The following is a 17,892-nucleotide window of genomic DNA, read 5'->3' on the forward strand; positions in this document are numbered from 1 at the left end:
TCTCTTATCCCTCCATGACGAGCAGCGTTGGGTTTTCCAGAAGCTGCTTCACGTAGTTGACGAAACGTTGTGCAGGTTCTCCATCAACCAAGCGGTGGTCAAAGCTCAAGGACAGGTGCAGCATTTGGCCAACCACGATTTCGCCGTTTTTCACCACTGGTTTTTCGCTGATACGACCTACGCCCAGGATCGCAACCTCAGGGTAGTTGATGATCGGCGTGAAGAACATGCCGCCAGCAGAGCCGATGTTGGTGATGCTGAAAGTCGAACCTTTCAGCTCGTCAGCACTCGCTTTGCGATCGCGAGATTTTTTCGCCAGCTCGCTGATTTCGCCCGCGATGTGGAAGATCGACTTGCTGTCAGCCGCTTTGACAACCGGTACGAGCAAACCGTCTTCTGTCGAAGTCGCGATGCCGATGTTGTAGTATTTTTTGTAGATGATTTCTTGTTTTTCTTCGTCGATAGAAGCATTCAGTTCTGGGAACTTTTTCAGACCAGCAACGACTGCTTTGACGATCATTGGCAAGTAAGTCAGCTTCACGCCGCGCTCTTCTGCGAGTGGTTTCGCGTCTTTGCGCATCGCTACCAGCGCCGTTACGTCCACTTCGTCGAAAATAGTAACGTGTGGTGCTGTGTAAGCGGATTTGACCATTGCTTTGGCGATCGCTTTGCGGATTCCTTTCAAAGGAACGCGCTCTTCCAGCTCGCCTGCTTGCGCACTGTAGTGAACAGTTGGCGCAGAAGCAGCTTGTGCTACGCCTGTTGGAGCCGTAGCTGCCGGTGCTTCTGTTGCTGCTGGAGCAGCCGTTTCCACTGCTTGTGCAGAAGGAGCGACAGCGCCACCCGATACGAAGCGATCTACGTCTTCGCGAGTGATGCGGCCCAGCTTGCCAGTTCCAGGAACCAGTGTCAGCTGAACGCCTTTTTCACGCGCATATTTACGCACGGAAGGGGTAGCCAATACGTGTTTGCGATCGATTGGAGCCGCTACTGCTGTCGCAGTTGCTTGCGCCATTGGTGTTTCCAGCGCTTGGTTCGCATTCGCGCTCACTTGGGAACCGATATCGCAACCTGGCTCCATTTTGTCAGCAGCAGGTGCGCTGCCATGACCGTGGTCTGGCAGGTTTGGAATTTCGCCCTCAACCTCGAACTCGATCAAAGGATCGCCGACAACAGAAACCGTTCCTTCTGTTACTTTCAGCTCGATAACTTTTCCTTTTACAGGCGATGGCACTTCTACTACCGCCTTGTCATTTTGCACTTCCATAATGACTTGGTCTTCTTCTACGGAATCTCCGGGCTGAACGTGCCATTTGACGATTTCGCCTTCATGGATACCCTCACCGAGCTCCGGGAGTCTGAATGTAAAACGACTCACAGTATCTCCTCCTTAGTAAACACTACGCCGTATTCACAGCCTGTAAATTTCGGAAAGAAGGCGGAAAGCTTTCAACTTTTCCGCCATTATGTCTGTTACCGATTAAAAATCGAGCACTTGAGTCAATCCGTCTACCACGCGTTTCACGTCAGGCAGCCAGATGTCTTCTGCTTGTGCAAACGGATAAACGGTATCCGGTGCCGTGATACGCAGCACTGGTGCTTCGAGGTGGAGAATAGCGCGCTCGTTGATTTGCGTAATGATTTCCGCAGCAACGCCGGAAGTTTTTTGCGCTTCCTGCACGACGATCGCACGGTTTGTTTTCTTCACGGATGCTACGATGGTGTCGATATCGAGCGGGCTGATGGTGCGCAGGTCGATGACTTCCACTTTGGCGCCACGAGCTTTTTCGATTTCTTCAGCCGCTTTCAGGCTGGTATGCACCATAGCACCATAGGTGATGATGGTAACATCGCTGCCTTCTTTTACTACGTTCGCTTTTCCGAGCGGAATGGTGTACTCGCCCTCTGGTACTTCTTGACGGAAAGAGCGATACAGCTTCATGTGCTCCAGGAACACAACCGGATCGTTGTCGCGAATTGCCGAGATCAGCAGACCTTTTGCATCGTAAGGGTTGGAAGGGATAACCACTTTCAGACCCGGCGTTTGCATCATCAAGCCTTCCAGAGAGTCAGCATGCAGCTCAGGAGTTTTCACGCCGCCACCGAATGGGGAACGGAAAGTTACCGGGCTGCTAAAACGACCGCCGGAACGGTAACGCATACGAGTCGCTTGGGAAGCGATCGCATCGAACGTTTCAAATACGAAGCCAAAGAACTGGATTTCCGCTACAGGGCGGAAGCCGTTAATGGACAAGCCTACTGCCAGTCCACCAATTCCGGACTCAGCGAGCGGCGTATCGAATACGCGCTGCTCGCCAAATTCAGCTTGCAAACCTTCTGTCGCACGGAATACCCCGCCGTTTTTCCCTACGTCTTCCCCGAAGACAAGTACGGTTTCATCGCGCTTCAATTCTACGCGCATTGCATCCGTAATGGCTTGAACCATTGTCATTTGTGCCATGGCTTATTTCGACTCCTTCGCCAGGAATTCTGCCTTTTGCTCTTCGAGTGCAGGCGGCAGTGTCTCAAACATTACATCGATCAGTTCAGTCACTTTCATTTTCGGAGTTTCGTCCGCTTTTTTGATCGCGTCTGCAACTGCTGCTTTCGCTTCTTCAATGACAGCTTCTTCGTCTTTTTCGCTCCAAAGACCTTTGCTCTCCAGGAATTTGCGGAAGCGGATCAATGGGTCGCGCAGTTCCCACTCGCTTTGCTCTTCACCAGTACGGTAGCGAGTTGGGTCGTCACCAGCCATGGTGTGCGGACCATAACGGTATGTCAGCGCCTCGATCAAAGTCGCGCCTTCGCCGTTAACACCGCGCTCTTTCGCTTTTTGAACTGCGTAGTAAACAGCGAGGATGTCCATGCCGTCGATACGCTCGCTTGCGATACCGGCAGAAACTGCTTTGACTGCGATATTTTCAGAAGCCGTTTGTTTTTCGAACGGCAGGGAGATCGCATAACCGTTGTTTTGCGAGAAGAAGATCACAGGCAGTTTGTAAACACCTGCGTAGTTCATACCTTCGTAGAAATCACCTTGGGAGGTTGCCCCGTCACCAAAGTAGTTGATCGCAACGCGCTTTTCGCCGCGCAGCTTGTAGCCCATTGCCACGCCTGTCGCTTGTGTACATTGTGCTGCGATGATGATTTGTGGCATCAAAACGTTTACGCCTTCAGGGATTCGTCCACCCTCGATGTGTCCACGGGAGTAGAGGAATGCTTTGTGCATAGGGAAACCGTGCCAGACCATTTGCGGAATGTCGCGGTAGCTTGGCAGGATGAAGTCTTCTTTGGACAGAGCCGCCTCGGAACCGATCATGCTTGCTTCTTGACCAGCTACAGGCGCGTAAAAGCCCAGACGACCTTGGCGGTTCAAGCTGATAGCGCGTTGGTCCCACACACGGGTAAAGACCATTTTACGCATCAGTTCACGCAGTTCATCATCGGAGAGCTTAGGCATCAAGTCAGGACGAACAACCGTACCGTCCGGAGCAAGAATTTGCAGCGGGGCGTTGTTCTCTGTTTGTTCAACAGCAGTGGTTACGCTCATCACATTCACCTCGTCACTAGAATAAGGGGCTTCCTTGCTTGCTTCGCCATGTCCCACGCAACTGAGCCAGTGCTCAATCGACAAGGAAGACGAAACGTGTCGGAAGTGTCCCCTGATAAAAAGCAGAAGAAAGTTTGTGTGTGCAAGAAAGGGCTTACAGCGCCGTCCGCACAACCCTGTTATATTGCAGACAAAATGTCTGTTTAACGTGTTATAGTATTGATATTACAGGGTTTATTTCCTCTCTGTTATCATTTACTATATAAGCTGTATCAGTTTTTTTCAAGGCTTAGTTTTACATTTGAGCAAACAGGAGTGTAAATCGATGTCTGATTATGTAAAACGAACAATCATAAAAGAAGAAGTCCCAAGCGTCCACGTAGACACTCCCCGCTCGGTCAAAGTGTACCTCCCGCCGGGCTATAATGAACTGCTTTCTTACCCTGTCGTCTATTGTCAGGACGGAAACGATTTCTTTACGATGGGGCGGATTGCCACCATCGCCAACCAGTTGATTCTCGAAGAAGGCATCGAACCGTTCCTCGTCGTCGGCGTCTCGGTGGATCGCAGCAAACGGACGAGTGAATATTCGCCTGTAGGCGCAAAAAATGCAGCGTACAAACGCTTTTTTTGCGAGGAGCTGCTGCCGTACATCGAGGAGCGCTATCCCGTAAGACGCGACAAAGCTTCCCGCGTGCTCGCGGGCGATTCGCTCGGAGGAACGGTTTCCTTGCACCTCGCACTGGACCACCCCGAACTGTTTTCCCAAGTGCTTGCCCTGTCAGGAGCCTTTTTCCAGCCGACACAAGCGGCCATCCAAAACAGCGGAGACCTTTCCTGGCTGCGGCTCTGGATGGTTGTGGGACTGGATGAAACCGCTGTAGAAACCCATATCGGAACGTTCGACTTCGTTCAATGGAATCGGGAAGCAAAAACACTGCTCACTGACAGCAACGCCAGCCTGTCCTATTCGGAAAAACCGGGCAACCACGTCTGGGGCTTGTGGCAAAAAGAACTCCCCGATGCTTTGCGTCACTTTTTTCCGCCGCCGCTGATTTAGGCGGACACGCACATCCGCTGTTTAGAGTGAACCGTTGATTTCCTTGATGTCTTCATATCCGTAGTAACGGCCATCTACCATGAAAATTCCTTGGTGGGTGGCTTTTTCAATCTCCCCTGCCACTTGGCGGGCATCCTGGAGCACAATGTTGACAATCTTGCTCTCATCGCGTTTCATCTGGTTCTGCAGTCTCTCACGCTCTTTGGCCGATATCATGTCTATCCCTCATTTCCTTCCATAGTCAATGGCTATAGTATTTCTTTGGGTGTGCGGAATTACACGCGCTGAACAGAGAAAACCCCCTTCATGCCGCCAGTCTGATCGTTGGCACAAAGGGGGTTCTTGCCTTTTTCGTTTACTTTTCTACGGTAGTGTATTTAAAGTCTCTGCCGCCGAACGGATTCAGAAGCAGACCTTTGACCTTGTCGTTTTGAATGTACGGGCGCACGCCATAGTAAATCGGGGCAATCGGCATCTCGTCCATCAAAATTTGCTCGGCTTGCTGCATGATCGCATTGCGCTTCGCTGTATCCAGTTCCAGATAGCTGTCCACGATCAGTTTGCGGTACTGTTCATTTTCCCAGGCGGCGTCATTCGTTCCGACTGTCTTGTCTTTGAAAATCTCCAGGAAGTTGATCGGGTCGTTGAAGTCCGCTCCCCAATTCCGATAGGCAAACTGATAATTTTTGGAGCGCTTGTTTTGCAGGAACACCTTTTCTTCCAACCCGCTGATCTTCACCTCTACGCCGAGGTTTTTCTTCCACTGATCCTGAAGCGCTTCCGCCAGTTTCTTTTGCCTGTCATCCCCTGTTCCATAGGAGAAAGTAAATTCCGGCATCGCTGTCAAACCGAGCTCTTTCAACCCTTCCGCCAAAAGCTGCTTGGCTTTCGCCGAATCTTCTTGGAAATAATCATTGCCGCTGAGCTTCATCGACGGCGGAACCCAGGCATACGCAGCGGGCACACCCGGCATGACGATGCCGTCCACCAGCGGCTGGCGCTCAATCGCATACGAGAACGCCTGACGAACTTTTTTGTTCGTAAAAGGTGGCTTTGTGGTGTTGAATGTCACGGCTACCGTGTTTGGATACGGATCGAGGACAATTTTGCCTTCGTCATGCAAGCTTTGCAGCAAATCTACAGGGAGCGTATACGTCGGATGGCCTCCCCAATCCAGATCGCCCGAATCGAACAGAGCTTGCGCTGTATTGGTATCGGTAATCATGCTCCAGACGATCTTGTCCAGCTTCACTGCACCTTTGTCGTGATAGTTGTCGTTTTTGACCAAAACCAGCTTGTTTTTGTGTTCCCACGTTTCCATTTTAAACGGCCCGTTTCCGATGTAATTTTCCGGAGATGCCGCCCAGGCCGGGTTAGTTTCCACTGTTTTTTTGTGCAGCGGGAACAGCGTCGGGAAAGCTGTCAGCTCGTAAAAGAACGGCGCTGGCGAGTTCAGCTTGACTTCCAGGGTATGATCGTCCATCGCTTTCACCCCGACATCATCCTTGCTGCCTTTGCCTGTATTAAATTCTTCCGCTCCTTTGATGAAATAAAGCATGTAGGCGTATTCCGATCCTGTTTGCGGGTCGAGATTGCGTTTCCAGGCAAACTCAAAATCGTGTGCCGTTACCGGATCTCCATTCGACCAAAGCGCGTCTTTTTTCAGTTGGAACGTATACGTCAGCATATCTGGCGAAACCGAATACGTTTCAGCCATCGCGCCCGCAATTTTCCCGTCCGTCCCATAACGTGTCAGACCCTCGAAACAGGCCGTAATGACGTCAAAAGAAGTTCCATCTGAAGCAAGTCCCGGGTCGGCCGTAGGCGGTTCTCCCCCATCTGCGTTCCAGTTCAGGACCATTTCTTTCGCTTTGGCTGTGTCTGTTTTGGGTGCTTCGGTTCCCTTGTTGTCTGTAGCTGTTGGCTGCGCTGTGCTACATCCAGTTACTAATTGAAAAATCAGAAAACTAGCCAAAAGTGCGCCCATTCGCTTTTTCAAATCTGGCATCCCCCTCGTCTGTATCGAGTTCGCGATGATGACTGAAAGATAGGCTCCAACTCATCATTATGCTATCGCATTACAGTGAGAAAGGAACTGGACGACTTGGTTAAAAATATTCTCTTTATTCCGAAAAATTTTGTACAATTTGTCGAAAGTCGGCCGCAAGTGAACGGTGCAATCAGAAAAAGCCAACCCGCTCCCCGATTCAAGCAGACTGGCTTTGCCTATGCTTGGTGCCCGCAACAATTATCCCGAAACCTTCGCCGTGCCAATGAGCTCTTCCACGATTTCCAGCACCCTGTTTACTTGCTGCTCATCAATGTGGCGATGAGTGGTAAAGCGGATCACGTATTCATCGAAGTCGACTGCCAGGACTCCTTTGTCTGCAAGACGCTGCAAAAAGGCAACTGCCGTCTCCCGGATCGAATCCGTCTTCACCAGCACGATGTTCGTCTCGACAGGCTCGACTTCGAGCGACAGCTTGCGGAACCCTTCAGCCAGTTGCTGCGCACGCGCGTGGTCTTCCGTCAACCGCTCCGTCATCTGTGTCAAAGCCACGATTCCCGGCGCTGCCAAATATCCAGCCTGACGCAAGCCTCCGCCGAGTTTTTTTCTCCACCATCTCGCTTCTTCGATAAAGGCCCGATCCCCCGCCAAAAGAGAGCCTACAGGCGCGCTCAAGCCTTTGGACAGACAGACTTGGACGGTATCGGTATGCTGGCTAAGCGCAGACACAGGCACGCCCAGAGATGCCGCCGCATTGAACAGTCGTGCGCCATCCAAGTGAACGGGGATGTTGTGCTGTTGCGCTACCTCATGCACGCGCTTCATTTGCTCGATCGTAACGACCGCGCCGCCCGCCCGGTTATGTGTATTTTCGATACAAATCAGCTTCGTGCGCGGAAAATGAATGTTGTTGCCGCGAATCGCCTTTTCCACATCTTCTGGACGCAGGGCGCCCCGTTCTCCCGCCAGCGTCCGTGTCTGCACACCAGCCAAAGCCGACATCGCGCCGCCTTCGTAATAAAAAATATGAGAATCCGCTTCCGCAATGACCTCATCGCCGTTCACACAGTGCGTCAACACGGCAATCTGATTGCCTTGCGTGCCGCTTGTGACAAACAAAGCCGCTTCTTTCCCCAGCAGCTCGGCTGCAATCTGTTCGAGTCGGTTAACGGTCGGGTCTTCCCGGTAAACGTCATCGCCCACCTCGGCATCTGCCATGGCCCGAAGCATCGCCTCAGTCGGTTTTGTGACGGTATCGCTGCGCAAATCAATCTTCATGAAAGCGTCCCCTTTTCGCAAGTTTGTCTAGCAACTCTATCACCCAGAACACTTTCCACATTGCATCTGCATTTCCCTCTTTGCTAAGATGGAGAAGAAACTCACATACATACAGTTAGGAGACTTGACCTATGAAGGTAAAGATTACCAAAAATGCAGCGAAGCAGCTCGGCACAATCATGGAACAAGAAGCAGACAAAGACCTGAAGCTGCGTGCCTATATCACTCACGCGCACGGTGACCATGCGCACTACGGTCTTGCTCTGGACAAGCCAACCGAAGAAGATGTAGTTGTCTCCACCGACAAGGAAATTGACGTCATCGTGAAAAAAGACGAGCCATTGCTCGATGGCATCATCATCGACTACTTGTTCCTGCCACAGGAAGGCTTCGTCATCACCAATCCGTCCAAAGGAAATACAGGCGACCATTAATCGGTTCAGCCAGCAAAAATCCCCTCTGCTGTTATTCAGTCAGAGGGGATTTTTCCTGTTCACGCCTGCGTATACAGTTCTTGTGCGAGGTTAGCTAAAAGCGGCGCTTCTTCGCCTGCCATCTGCGTCATCACCAGCCGGTGGACAGGTCTTGTCATCGCCACGTACAACAGCTTCGCGTCCCACTCGTTGTTTTGATAAGATGCAACATCGAGCAAAATCACGGCGTCAAACTGCAAGCCTTTCGTCAAATAAGCTGGCATTACCGTTACGCCGCCCGGAAACTGGTTGTCCTTGCTGCCGAGAAGCGTCAGATCGGCGATACTTTCGGCAAGAGCCTTGTGCGCCTTTTTGCTCGCCAAAATCGTTTTGGTGACAATCGCAATCGTTTGAAAGCCTTCCTGTTGCAAGGCGGCGACTCGCGAACGAATATCGTCCCACAGCTCGGTTCTTGAATGAGCATGAACCATCACCGGCTTTTCCCCATGACGCAAAACCGGCTTGGCGAGAACCGTCTCCGGCAGATCAATCTGTCGCAGCACCTCATTGGCGCATTGCATGATTTCGATCGTCGAACGATAGCTTTGTGCCAGCGTATAGTAGGCGGGACGAAGCTGCTCAAAAATGCCTTGCGTCAGCTCTTCCCACGCGTGAATGCCGCGATAGCTGTGGATGCCTTGGGCAATGTCGCCAACGATGGTCATGGAATTTCGCTTCGTCGCAAGCCCGATGACCGCAACCTCCAATGCGCTCAAATCTTGCGCTTCATCGACAACCGTATGATCAAAATGCTCCGCTTTGTTCATGCCCTCGATAATATGCTGCAAGTACAGTAGCGGCGCGATGTCTTCCGGCTCCAGGCGCTCCTGTTCCAGCAGTGCGGCAGAAGAGGTGCTGACATCACGGATCACCTCGTCCGGGATCGCAGCCGGAGCAAGCTTGCGCAGCAATTCCTCCTCTGCAATCAACTCCCGATACGCCGCAAAAATATCCAGACGTGGAAAGCTGACCAGGTATGTATCCAAAATCTGTTCCAGCATTTTTTCAAATTTGGCCAGCCCTTGCTTGTCGAGATCGACTTTTCGTTCACGCAAATGCGAAAACAGCTGCTTGTTCATTTCCTGCTTCAAATGTTTGCGCAGCGCGTCTACCCTGCGCTGGTACGGCAACGCCCCGAACTGCTCCAGGAAAAATTGCCGGATCGTCTCTCCCGGAATGGAGAAGACTTGCTTTGTTTTGTTGTAAAGAAAACTCAGTTTCTTGAAAGGGATTCTCGTCTCAATCACGTAGCGAATGTATTGCTCCATCGCTTCCTTGCACGCCAGTGAGCCTTTGAAGCGCAGCCTGTTGCGAGTAATCTCCTGTTCACGCTGATCCTGACCTTCCTCAAAAAACAGCTGCAACGGCTTGTCGGGACTGACGATCCGCCAGCCTTTTGGCATGAGCGGTTTGACGAGCCGCGCCGCCCAATCCACAAATGTCGACTGCTGGACATCATCGACGCCGAGTTCAGGCAGCACTTCTGATATGTACGTAAGAAACATCCGGTTTGGCGCGAACACCATGAATTTTTTCGACATCATCGTATCCTGATAGTTGTAGATCAAGTACGACAGCCGATGCAGGGCGATGGTCGTCTTTCCGCTACCTGCCACCCCTTGCACGACGATCGGCCGATCTTTTTCCGCACGGATGATCTCATTTTGCTCTGACTGGATCGTCGCCACGATATCTTTCAAGCGACTGTCATTGGCCATATTCAAATTCGCGTTCAAAAACTCGTCGATGAAACCTTCCTGCAAAAACTCGTCCGGATGCCCCATTTCCCGATTGATCGTCTCTTTCACCGCTCCATCGTAAATCCCGACAATCTCTCCGTCCTCAATCGCAAAGTTGCGCTTCAACCGCACCTCTCCGCGAACAATCTCGCGCCCCATCCGGTAAAACGCATCCTTGCTCTCTCCGGAGTAATAGAGACTGGCAATGGGCGCTCGCCAATCCACGACAATCGAATCGAACGTATCGCTGCGGACAATTCCGCGTTTTCCGATATACACCTGATCCAGCTCGTAAATCTCGTCTTTGAGAAAATCCACACGTCCGAAATACGGTTTGTCTCGCCCGTGATCTTCCAGATACCGCAAATCTTTGGCCTTGTTGTAGTTCACGACCTGTTTCACATAGTCATCGGTTGCTTCGTTAATTTCCTCACGCAGTTGAACAATCTCGTCGTCAATGAGCGCAATCGTCTCTTTCAGCTTGTTTTGTTCTGCTTCGTAATCGCGGTGCTGGGTACTCACACCCATCCCCCCTCTCAGCTTTATCCATTATTTTTTATTATTGCATTTGCCGGGCAAGCCAAATCCCTACGGCGCATGAGGACAGCCCGACCACGATACTCGCGAGTGCATACAGCGTCCCGCGCAGCCATTGCCCGTCGCCCCAAAAAGAAACAACCTCCAGAGAAAAGGTGGAAAACGTCGTGAAGCCACCCATAACCCCTGTGGTAAACAAAATATACACTTCGGGAGAAATGCCTCCCCGCTCTTTGCCGATCACAAACAACACGCCGATCAAAAATGAGCCGATGATGTTGGCTAACCAGGTGCCGATTGGCCACCCCGGCTGATTCGCCGCCAAAGACAACCAATAGCGAAACAATGAACCGACAGCACCGCCTACCGCTACAGCCACCCACGCCATCTGTTTTCCTCCTCTGTCGAATACCTGATAGTCATAAGGAACAAAAAGACACCCGAGCGTCAAGCAAGGATGTCTGCCTTATCAATACAAGTGAGCTTAATGTTTGGGACGATTCTCTTCAAGATCTTCCACATAACGGATGGAATCGAGATTCGCTTTCAGCGATGCCTTGACCGCATCAATGTACTTTTGTCGCAGAGCTTGCTGCTCTTGCTTTTCCTCATCGGTCAAACCAACCTCGCGCGATTTTTTGACCAGTTCGTTGATTCGTTTGATTTCCGCGTCAGATACCACGTACGGTTCCTCCCACCCAGTAGTAATGCCGTTTAATTATATCACATCAGGGCGAACTCGCAAGATGGAGACGAACCGGCAAGTGCTTTCTATCATTTCGGATCGGGAATGAGCAAGGTCTGTCCCGGATAAATCAGATTGCTCTGCAGATCGTTCGCCTCTTTAATATCCTGGATCAGATCGCGTACATCGACCGTCTCCGTTTGATGGCGGACTGCAATGGTCCACAAGCTGTCACCGTCGCGAACCGTCACTTCTGTTCCTTTTAGCGGCTCAGCGTGCGAAGAAGCAAACACCAGTTCGGTCAACAAGTAAAAAAAGAGAGAAAACGTAATCAGGAACAACAGGGCTTGGCCTCTGGTAATACCAAAACGGACGCGACGGGACGATTCTTTTTCAAAACGGTTAGGAATAGACATGACATTCATGGGATAACCTCCTACAAACATACGTTCTATAAGTTCGTACCCCAATCATAAATGAGAACATATGTTCATGTCAATACGAAAACCTGCCCCTTTGCAAAATTCACGCAGGTGACGGCAAGATGGCCAATTCCCCTTTTGGTATGGGACAATCCGCGAACAGCCATGCTTCTGGCTCGCACCAACCATTCGACAAGAAACGTTCTTTCGGGCAAAAATTCCTGTTCGCCTTTTTATCGAACTTATGTTTGTCGAACGCAAGCTCCCATGGTATAATATAGGAAAATATGTTCGAGAAATCAGGGGTGTCTTTTTATGTCAAAATTATCTAGCAGACAACAAGCCATCATCGAATTCATTCGGAAGGAAGTTCGCGACAAAGGTTATCCTCCATCTGTGCGCGAAATCGGCGAAGCTGTCGGACTGGCTTCCAGCTCTACCGTACACGGCCACTTGGCCCGCCTGGAAAAGAAAGGCCTGATTCGCCGCGACCCGACCAAACCGCGCGCGATCGAGCTGTTGTCTGAAGAAGATCGCTTCCAGGACAACTTCGAAGACTCCGTTGTCCGCGTTCCTGTCATTGGGAAAGTAACCGCCGGACAACCGATCACGGCGATTGAGGACGTAGAGGAATACTTCCCGCTTCCAGAAAATATCGTGACTTCAGACAAGGTGTACATGCTGCGCGTGTCCGGAAACAGTATGATCGACGCCGGAATCCTCGACGGAGACTACGTCATCGTGCGCCAGCAGCATGTAGCAAACAACGGAGATATCGTTGTCGCCATGACCGAAGAAGACGAAGCAACCGTCAAGCGCTTTTTCAAAGAAAAAAACCACTTCCGTCTCCAGCCTGAGAACGCCACGATGGAACCGATCATTTTGGACGCCGTTTCCATTCTCGGCAAAGTCATCGGCGTCTACCGCCTCATTCACTAATTTCGCGACATACAAAAAGGACAGCCATCGCTGTCCTTTTTTCTCTCTATCTGGCGAGGAAAAACCAGATAATCATGGTCACCTGCAACACTACTTTGACTACTGCGCTTCCCAAAAAGCCGATCAGGGAGCCAAAGCCCGCTTTGACCGCCCGCTCGAAAGGCTGGTTCTGCACCAACAGCTCTACCAGCACGACGAAGACAAACGGCAAAACGATCATCCCGAATGGCGGAAACACGAAAATCCCGAGAAAAATCCCTGCGGCCGCCGCCACCGATGACCATTTGGAGCCGCCGTATTTTTTCACGAAATACATGTTGGTCAACAAGTCAGCGCCGTACAGCAATATACTGAATACCACCATTCCCCACCAGAAGGACGCTGGCAACCCCGCTCCCGGATCTGCTATGAAAAAGTGGTAGAGCAAAAAGCCTGCCCACAGCAAAATCGTATCGGGTAACACAGGCAAAAATATACCTGCAATACTGAGCGCGAATAGCACCAAAACAACGATCCAGAGTAAAATATCCATCTGCATGCACTCCCCTCACATAGGTAATACGAGCAAAAGCGATTTTTGTTGCACACTTGTTTTCGCGAATCTATCATACTTGTTGCGACAAACATCTGCAAATACCGAAGGAAACAGGAGTTTTCTATGACGAGAAACTGGCGTGATCTCACCTATTTGCAAAACGGTACAGCAAAACAGCAAACAGCCGCACGAGCCATCGAACAAAGCGCGGTCTTGCAACGCCTGCAAGCTTTTGATCCGGTGCTCGCCGGAACGATTCCGCTCGACATCGATCTTGGCGACAGTGATTTGGACATCGTCTGCGAATGCTACGATCTTGAGCTGTTCGCCGAGATCGCCCGCAGCTTTTACGCAGACTGCGAAGGATACCAGGAAGCCCGCATGCCGGTACAAGCTGTGCCCACATGTCTTGTCTCCTTTTTTGCCCACGGCTTCTGGTTCGAGCTTTTTGCCCAACCGCGCCCCGTCGAACAACAAAACGCGTATCGGCACATGATCATCGAACATCGCTTGCTGCAACTGGCAGGACCGAAAGCGCGGCAGCACATCCGCCAGCTCAAACAAAACGGCTTGAAGACAGAGCCAGCTTTTGCCTCCTACTTTCACATCCCGGGAGCTGACCCGTACCAAGCGTTGCTTGCGCTGGAGCCATGGACAGATGATCAGTTGCTTGACCTGATCGTCGGCCGATAAGCCGCAAAGATCGTGTTTTTTGAGTAACTTGGCAAAGCGCTCGCAAACATCTGCGCATGAAAATCGCTGCAAGATGATCTATAATGGAAGGAACTGCGCAGAGTTTGCGTACTGCACAGGAAGGTATGAATCGTGATCGAGGGGGTGTATGGTTGGTGAATGGATTCAGTTTGCCAGATACTGCAGCGTCTCATGCAAAGCCTGGAAATAAAAAGGCGATACTTTGCATGAGGTGGACAGTCGTTTAGACAATACATCGCCTACCGTTATGTATCTCATTTTTTATTTTCCGGCTTTGCCCCTTATTTGAATGCCAAAATAAGGAGCGAGCGAAAATGAAATATGCGAATGCAGCCAATATGCTGCCAGAAAGCCTGATTGCAGAAATCCAGAAGTATGTGCAAGGGGAAACCATCTATATCCCGAAGTTAAAAACCACACATTATAAATGGGGAACCCGCTCTGGCGGAAGAAAACAGCTGGATGAAAGGAACAACCTGATCCGCAACGCTTTTCGCGAAGGCGTGTCCATTCCACAGCTGGCCGAACAGTACTTTCTCTCGATCGAAACGATCAAAAAAATCGTATATGTCAAATAGACTCAGGCACTGATCTGTCCCCAAGACGATCAGTGCTTCTTCTATGCCGAGTTTTGTTTAGAATCGTTCTTTCCCTATCAAGCGCAGCCGTTTGCTTTTAAAGTAAAAGAGACAAAACTGCTGCGTTCTTCCACCAGCGCAGCGGACACATACAGGAGGTACACGATCACATGCAACCGTTTATTTTTCCCCACCACTACAACTTTATCAAATGGCAGGTGCAAAACTTGTTGAATGCGTATACGGGCAGCACGGATTTGAACGTCATCCGGGCACGAAAAGACATTGCGCAGGAAGCGGTTTTTCAGCTGTTCGCTGATCTTTCTGACGAACAAAGACAACTACTTGCGCCAATCCGTTCGCTGAAAGAAAAGAACGAATCCAAACAGTTTCTGCTGTCTTTGTCGCCTTATGTTGTTCCGTTTCCCACCGTTACCGAGCAAGCGATCAAAAAAATGTACCCGAAGATCAAGAAGCTCAAGCCACCAGTAGCCGCCGAGCTTCCGTATGCCGAGTTGTCGTACATCAGTTGGTTCGACAACGGTTCTGATAAAAAATTTATCATCGCCAACTACCCCGACAAGCTGATCGGTATCCACGGCACTTTTACGCCAATGGCGAAGAAAGGCATCTGTGCCATCTGCAACAAAGTTTCCGACATCGGCATGTTCGTCCTGGAAGCACGCGGTTCAAGTGACGGCACGTATTTGAAAAAAGGAAACTATTTATGCCAAGACAGCACAACCTGCAATCAAAACATCCGCTCTTTGGATAAACTGCACGAGTTTTTAGCTCTCATGATCAAATGAGGGACCAACAGCAACTTTCTGGGCAAAAACGATGACAGCTCCTTGTTCTCATTCATGAACAAGGAGCTGTTTTGGCAAAAAAATGAACCCCTCGTGCAGCTCAAGGGGTTGTTGATGGCAAGCGGGCGAGAGGTTGTATCTGATTCTCTCAAATGGAATCCATTATAAGCCCGCTTCCTGTGTGGAAGGTGCACGGAGAGATGGTTCCTTCCACACAGGATACGCCACGAGGAGGGCGATTTTCATCGAAGATGGCGTCCATCAACTAAAGCGAGGATGTTCCTTTCGGGTACTTTTACTATACTTTGCCTGCCTCTCTGCCGTCTCCTATCGAAAGTTAGGTAGGGGTTAATTTTTTTATCTCTTCATCACTCATAAGCAGACAGCCTCATAAATAACCGGAAAGCGAACCGCGTTTAGTCATGAAAAAGGGGCCGGAATTTTCACTAACACATAGTCACCCGTCCACTTTTGGGTAGTTACAATCAAATTTTCTCCTTGTTTTTCAAAGAAGAGGCCACTACCTTCTTTTTGTCGGAACGTCCATCCTTTTTGACTGACCATTTTCTTAATCAACTCATCAGCTGCGGATGCATCTCGTTCGCGTATGATATACCATTGTTGACCGTTTTCGTTCGATAATGTAACGATTGGTTTGTCAGAGTCATTCAGCTTTTCTATCACCGCTTTTTTGCTCATACTTTCTATTGGGAGTGGCGGATAGTAAAGTTTGTTGTCGAATACGAAAGCGCAAGCAAAGACAAGGATCAATCCGCTTACTACTAACCGCTTTTTCATCAGACCCCCCCATTTCAAATCTTTCCGGACCTGTTCTCCATCTTGTGAACCGAGATTGCCTGGGTCTATATGTATTACGACTCCTGTGTCTTAATGGATACTTTTCCCCAAACTTTTGGTGATTGCTTGCTTTTTGGGGTGAAATGGAAAGAAAAGGTGTAAATTTTGACATAGGCGGTGTACGATGATAGTGCCCGTTGTTCCTTTTCCTCCATTCTTATCCGTTGATGGAACGCCGTGTGCGATGAAAGTCGCCTGCACGGTGTAGGCTCGAACGAAATCCCTCCAAAACAGCAGGGAAGAAGTCGAGAATAGCAATCAAGCCCCGGTTGTTGTAGGCTCGGGAATACCTGATCTCGCTATCCCTCCTACCGGAACCCATGAGGCTGTTTCCCTTACCGATTATTTTGCTGATCCCGATGAAGATAGCCTGACTTTTACCATTCAATTTGAACGGGGATCGGGCTTTGTTTACACTTTCAACGATGTCGTTACTAGCCCTAACTATGGAAAAATTGTATTCCATACCATTTCGGGTCATTCAGATTACGCTATCGTGAAAGTCACCGCTCATGACGGAAAAGGTGGGACTGTCTCAGATTGCTTCGAAATAAGCGTTTCCTAACTCCCCTCCATCAACGGGTCATTGGATTTACACCCCAGAAGTGGGGTCTTTTTTTTCGGGTCTATGCTTTCCACCGCAATGTCTTCCCGTCATGCAAAAAAACAGCAAAGCTGATCACCTGGAGTCAGCTCCCAGGATCACCCTTGCTGTTTTTCTTTTCCAGACTGATTTACAGCTTCACTGGCTCGCCTGCGAATACTTCCACTTCCATCGGTGCCGAAACAAAAGCTGGTGCTTGCTTGATGAACGCCTGAAAATGAGCGCTTGCATTGTGCGCCGCTACTGCCGCAGCATCCGCCCACTTCTCGACCATCGTATAGCAATGCTCTTGCTCTGTGCTTTTCATCAGAACGTATCCGAGATTGCCTGCTTCCGCCTGGCTGGCAGCAACCAGCCCTTTGACCGCTTGCAAAAATGCTTCTTCCTGTGCAGGAATTACTTGCAGATGCGCATGAATGATCAGCATGTTTTTTCTCCCTTTCGAAAACGTAGTTGGATTATTTCCAGGTGGTCACTGTCTCCACCGGCAATCGATAAGACGAGTGCCCTTCCTTCGCCGCTTTGCCGATGCTGATTAACATGATCGGCAAATAGCGTTCCTTGTCCAGATCAAATGCCTCGGCGATTTGCTCTTTTTCATAGCCGCCAATCGGATTGGTGTCATAGCCAAAAGCACGGGCAACGAGCATCAGTTGCATCGATACGAGTCCCGCATCAATAAAATTGACGTCCCGCAGATCAGCAACCGACAGATTCGCGTAGTACGGTTTCACCGCTTGCAGCTGCATATCTTTCACTTCTTGCGGCATGTAACCAAGCTCGACCGCTTTTCCGAAAATCTCATCCATGTATGCGGCATTGTTCATGTCAACGAATACGGCAATGACCGCAGACGAAGTGAGCACTTGCGTCTTGTTGAAACGAGCCAGCTCGGCCAGCTTTTCTTTCCCTTCCTTGCTTTCGATCACGACGAAACGCCATGGCTGCATATTGACCGAAGATGGGGCACGCGTCGCTCCGGCTAAAATCTCGGTCATCTCTTCCCTGCTGATTTTGACTTCCGGGTCATACAGTTTGACAGAGCGACGGCCAAATGTAATTTCCCGAAAATCGTTTGTCTTTTGCAATGTGCGCACCATAGT

The 17,892-nt window shown here is 50.2% G+C and carries 20 protein-coding genes; 6 read left to right on the forward strand and 14 right to left on the reverse strand.

The window, feature by feature from the left end:
- Positions 1-4: 4 nt before the first annotated feature.
- The 3 genes from HP435_RS16100 to pdhA all read right to left on the reverse strand — a co-directional run bounded on the left by HP435_RS16100 (position 5) and on the right by pdhA (position 3,550).
- Positions 5-1,378: a dihydrolipoamide acetyltransferase family protein gene (locus tag HP435_RS16100; protein ID WP_173598840.1), complete on the reverse strand. Its 1,374-nt coding sequence runs from the start codon at positions 1,376-1,378 to the stop codon at positions 5-7.
- A gap of 102 nt (positions 1,379-1,480) precedes the next feature.
- Positions 1,481-2,461: an alpha-ketoacid dehydrogenase subunit beta gene (locus HP435_RS16105; protein ID WP_122965368.1), complete on the reverse strand. Its 981-nt coding sequence runs from the start codon at positions 2,459-2,461 to the stop codon at positions 1,481-1,483.
- A 3-nt stretch (positions 2,462-2,464) separates the two neighbouring features.
- Positions 2,465-3,550 (reverse strand): pyruvate dehydrogenase (acetyl-transferring) E1 component subunit alpha, encoded by a 1,086-nt coding sequence (pdhA, locus tag HP435_RS16110; protein WP_122965367.1) that lies wholly within the window; start codon positions 3,548-3,550, stop codon positions 2,465-2,467.
- A gap of 325 nt (positions 3,551-3,875) precedes the next feature.
- Between pdhA and HP435_RS16115 the strand changes: the two genes are divergently transcribed.
- The gene (locus tag HP435_RS16115) at positions 3,876-4,610 is read left to right on the forward strand and encodes an alpha/beta hydrolase (protein WP_173596547.1); all 735 of its coding nucleotides are present in this window, start codon (positions 3,876-3,878) and stop codon (positions 4,608-4,610) included.
- 21 nt (positions 4,611-4,631) lie between these two features.
- On the opposite strand, the gene HP435_RS16120 is transcribed toward HP435_RS16115, so the two are convergent.
- From HP435_RS16120 to ltaE, 3 genes are all read right to left on the reverse strand, one after another.
- A complete protein-coding gene (locus HP435_RS16120; RefSeq protein ID WP_063228484.1) occupies positions 4,632-4,826 on the reverse strand; it encodes a hypothetical protein in 195 nt (64 codons plus the stop codon).
- A gap of 139 nt (positions 4,827-4,965) precedes the next feature.
- Entirely contained in the window at positions 4,966-6,609 is a 1,644-nt protein-coding gene (locus tag HP435_RS16125; protein WP_173596546.1) for a peptide ABC transporter substrate-binding protein, read from the reverse strand.
- Between the two features lie 249 nt (positions 6,610-6,858).
- Positions 6,859-7,896 carry a low-specificity L-threonine aldolase gene (gene ltaE / locus HP435_RS16130; protein WP_173598841.1) on the reverse strand — a complete coding sequence of 346 codons (1,038 nt, stop codon included), beginning with the start codon at positions 7,894-7,896 and terminating at the stop codon, positions 6,859-6,861.
- Between the two features lie 131 nt (positions 7,897-8,027).
- Here ltaE and HP435_RS16135 point away from each other — a divergent pair, with 131 nt between their 5' ends.
- Entirely contained in the window at positions 8,028-8,330 is a 303-nt protein-coding gene (locus HP435_RS16135) for a HesB/IscA family protein (protein ID WP_063228481.1), read from the forward strand.
- A gap of 59 nt (positions 8,331-8,389) precedes the next feature.
- On the opposite strand, the gene HP435_RS16140 is transcribed toward HP435_RS16135, so the two are convergent.
- The 4 genes from HP435_RS16140 to HP435_RS16155 all read right to left on the reverse strand — a co-directional run bounded on the left by HP435_RS16140 (position 8,390) and on the right by HP435_RS16155 (position 11,755).
- Positions 8,390-10,630: a HelD family protein gene (locus tag HP435_RS16140; protein WP_173598842.1), complete on the reverse strand. Its 2,241-nt coding sequence runs from the start codon at positions 10,628-10,630 to the stop codon at positions 8,390-8,392.
- Between the two features lie 37 nt (positions 10,631-10,667).
- Positions 10,668-11,033 carry a fluoride efflux transporter CrcB gene (crcB, locus tag HP435_RS16145; RefSeq protein WP_173596543.1) on the reverse strand — a complete coding sequence of 122 codons (366 nt, stop codon included), beginning with the start codon at positions 11,031-11,033 and terminating at the stop codon, positions 10,668-10,670.
- A 96-nt stretch (positions 11,034-11,129) separates the two neighbouring features.
- Positions 11,130-11,327 carry a DUF896 domain-containing protein gene (locus HP435_RS16150; protein ID WP_063228478.1) on the reverse strand — a complete coding sequence of 66 codons (198 nt, stop codon included), beginning with the start codon at positions 11,325-11,327 and terminating at the stop codon, positions 11,130-11,132.
- Positions 11,328-11,419: 92 nt separating this feature from the next.
- The gene (locus tag HP435_RS16155; protein WP_173596542.1) at positions 11,420-11,755 is read right to left on the reverse strand and encodes a cell division suppressor protein YneA; all 336 of its coding nucleotides are present in this window, start codon (positions 11,753-11,755) and stop codon (positions 11,420-11,422) included.
- Between the two features lie 312 nt (positions 11,756-12,067).
- Here HP435_RS16155 and lexA point away from each other — a divergent pair, with 312 nt between their 5' ends.
- Entirely contained in the window at positions 12,068-12,691 is a 624-nt protein-coding gene (gene lexA / locus HP435_RS16160) for a transcriptional repressor LexA (protein WP_063228476.1), read from the forward strand.
- A 46-nt stretch (positions 12,692-12,737) separates the two neighbouring features.
- On the opposite strand, the gene HP435_RS16165 is transcribed toward lexA, so the two are convergent.
- Positions 12,738-13,223 carry a DUF456 domain-containing protein gene (locus HP435_RS16165; protein ID WP_122965360.1) on the reverse strand — a complete coding sequence of 162 codons (486 nt, stop codon included), beginning with the start codon at positions 13,221-13,223 and terminating at the stop codon, positions 12,738-12,740.
- Between the two features lie 126 nt (positions 13,224-13,349).
- On the opposite strand from HP435_RS16165, the gene HP435_RS16170 reads away from it, so the two are divergent.
- From HP435_RS16170 to HP435_RS16180, 3 genes are all read left to right on the forward strand, one after another.
- Positions 13,350-13,919, forward strand: a complete 570-nt coding sequence (locus tag HP435_RS16170) for a DUF4269 domain-containing protein (RefSeq protein WP_173598843.1) — start codon at positions 13,350-13,352, stop codon at positions 13,917-13,919.
- Between the two features lie 284 nt (positions 13,920-14,203).
- Positions 14,204-14,518, forward strand: a complete 315-nt coding sequence (locus HP435_RS16175) for a CD3324 family protein (protein ID WP_255679262.1) — start codon at positions 14,204-14,206, stop codon at positions 14,516-14,518.
- Positions 14,519-14,688: 170 nt separating this feature from the next.
- A complete protein-coding gene (locus HP435_RS16180) occupies positions 14,689-15,327 on the forward strand; it encodes a FusB/FusC family EF-G-binding protein (RefSeq protein WP_173596539.1) in 639 nt (212 codons plus the stop codon).
- 420 nt (positions 15,328-15,747) lie between these two features.
- Here the strand turns inward: HP435_RS16180 and HP435_RS16185 are convergent, their stop codons facing one another.
- The 3 genes from HP435_RS16185 to HP435_RS16195 all read right to left on the reverse strand — a co-directional run bounded on the left by HP435_RS16185 (position 15,748) and on the right by HP435_RS16195 (position 17,889).
- Positions 15,748-16,125 (reverse strand): hypothetical protein, encoded by a 378-nt coding sequence (locus HP435_RS16185; protein WP_173596538.1) that lies wholly within the window; start codon positions 16,123-16,125, stop codon positions 15,748-15,750.
- Between the two features lie 794 nt (positions 16,126-16,919).
- Entirely contained in the window at positions 16,920-17,216 is a 297-nt protein-coding gene (locus HP435_RS16190; protein ID WP_122965354.1) for a putative quinol monooxygenase, read from the reverse strand.
- Positions 17,217-17,247: 31 nt separating this feature from the next.
- Positions 17,248-17,889, reverse strand: coding sequence for a nitroreductase family protein (locus HP435_RS16195; RefSeq protein ID WP_173596537.1), 642 nt, complete (start codon positions 17,887-17,889; stop codon positions 17,248-17,250).
- Between the last annotated feature and the right edge of the window lie 3 nt (positions 17,890-17,892).

Source organism: Brevibacillus sp. HD3.3A (assembly GCF_013284375.2).
GTDB classification, from domain to species: domain Bacteria; phylum Bacillota; class Bacilli; order Brevibacillales; family Brevibacillaceae; genus Brevibacillus; species Brevibacillus parabrevis.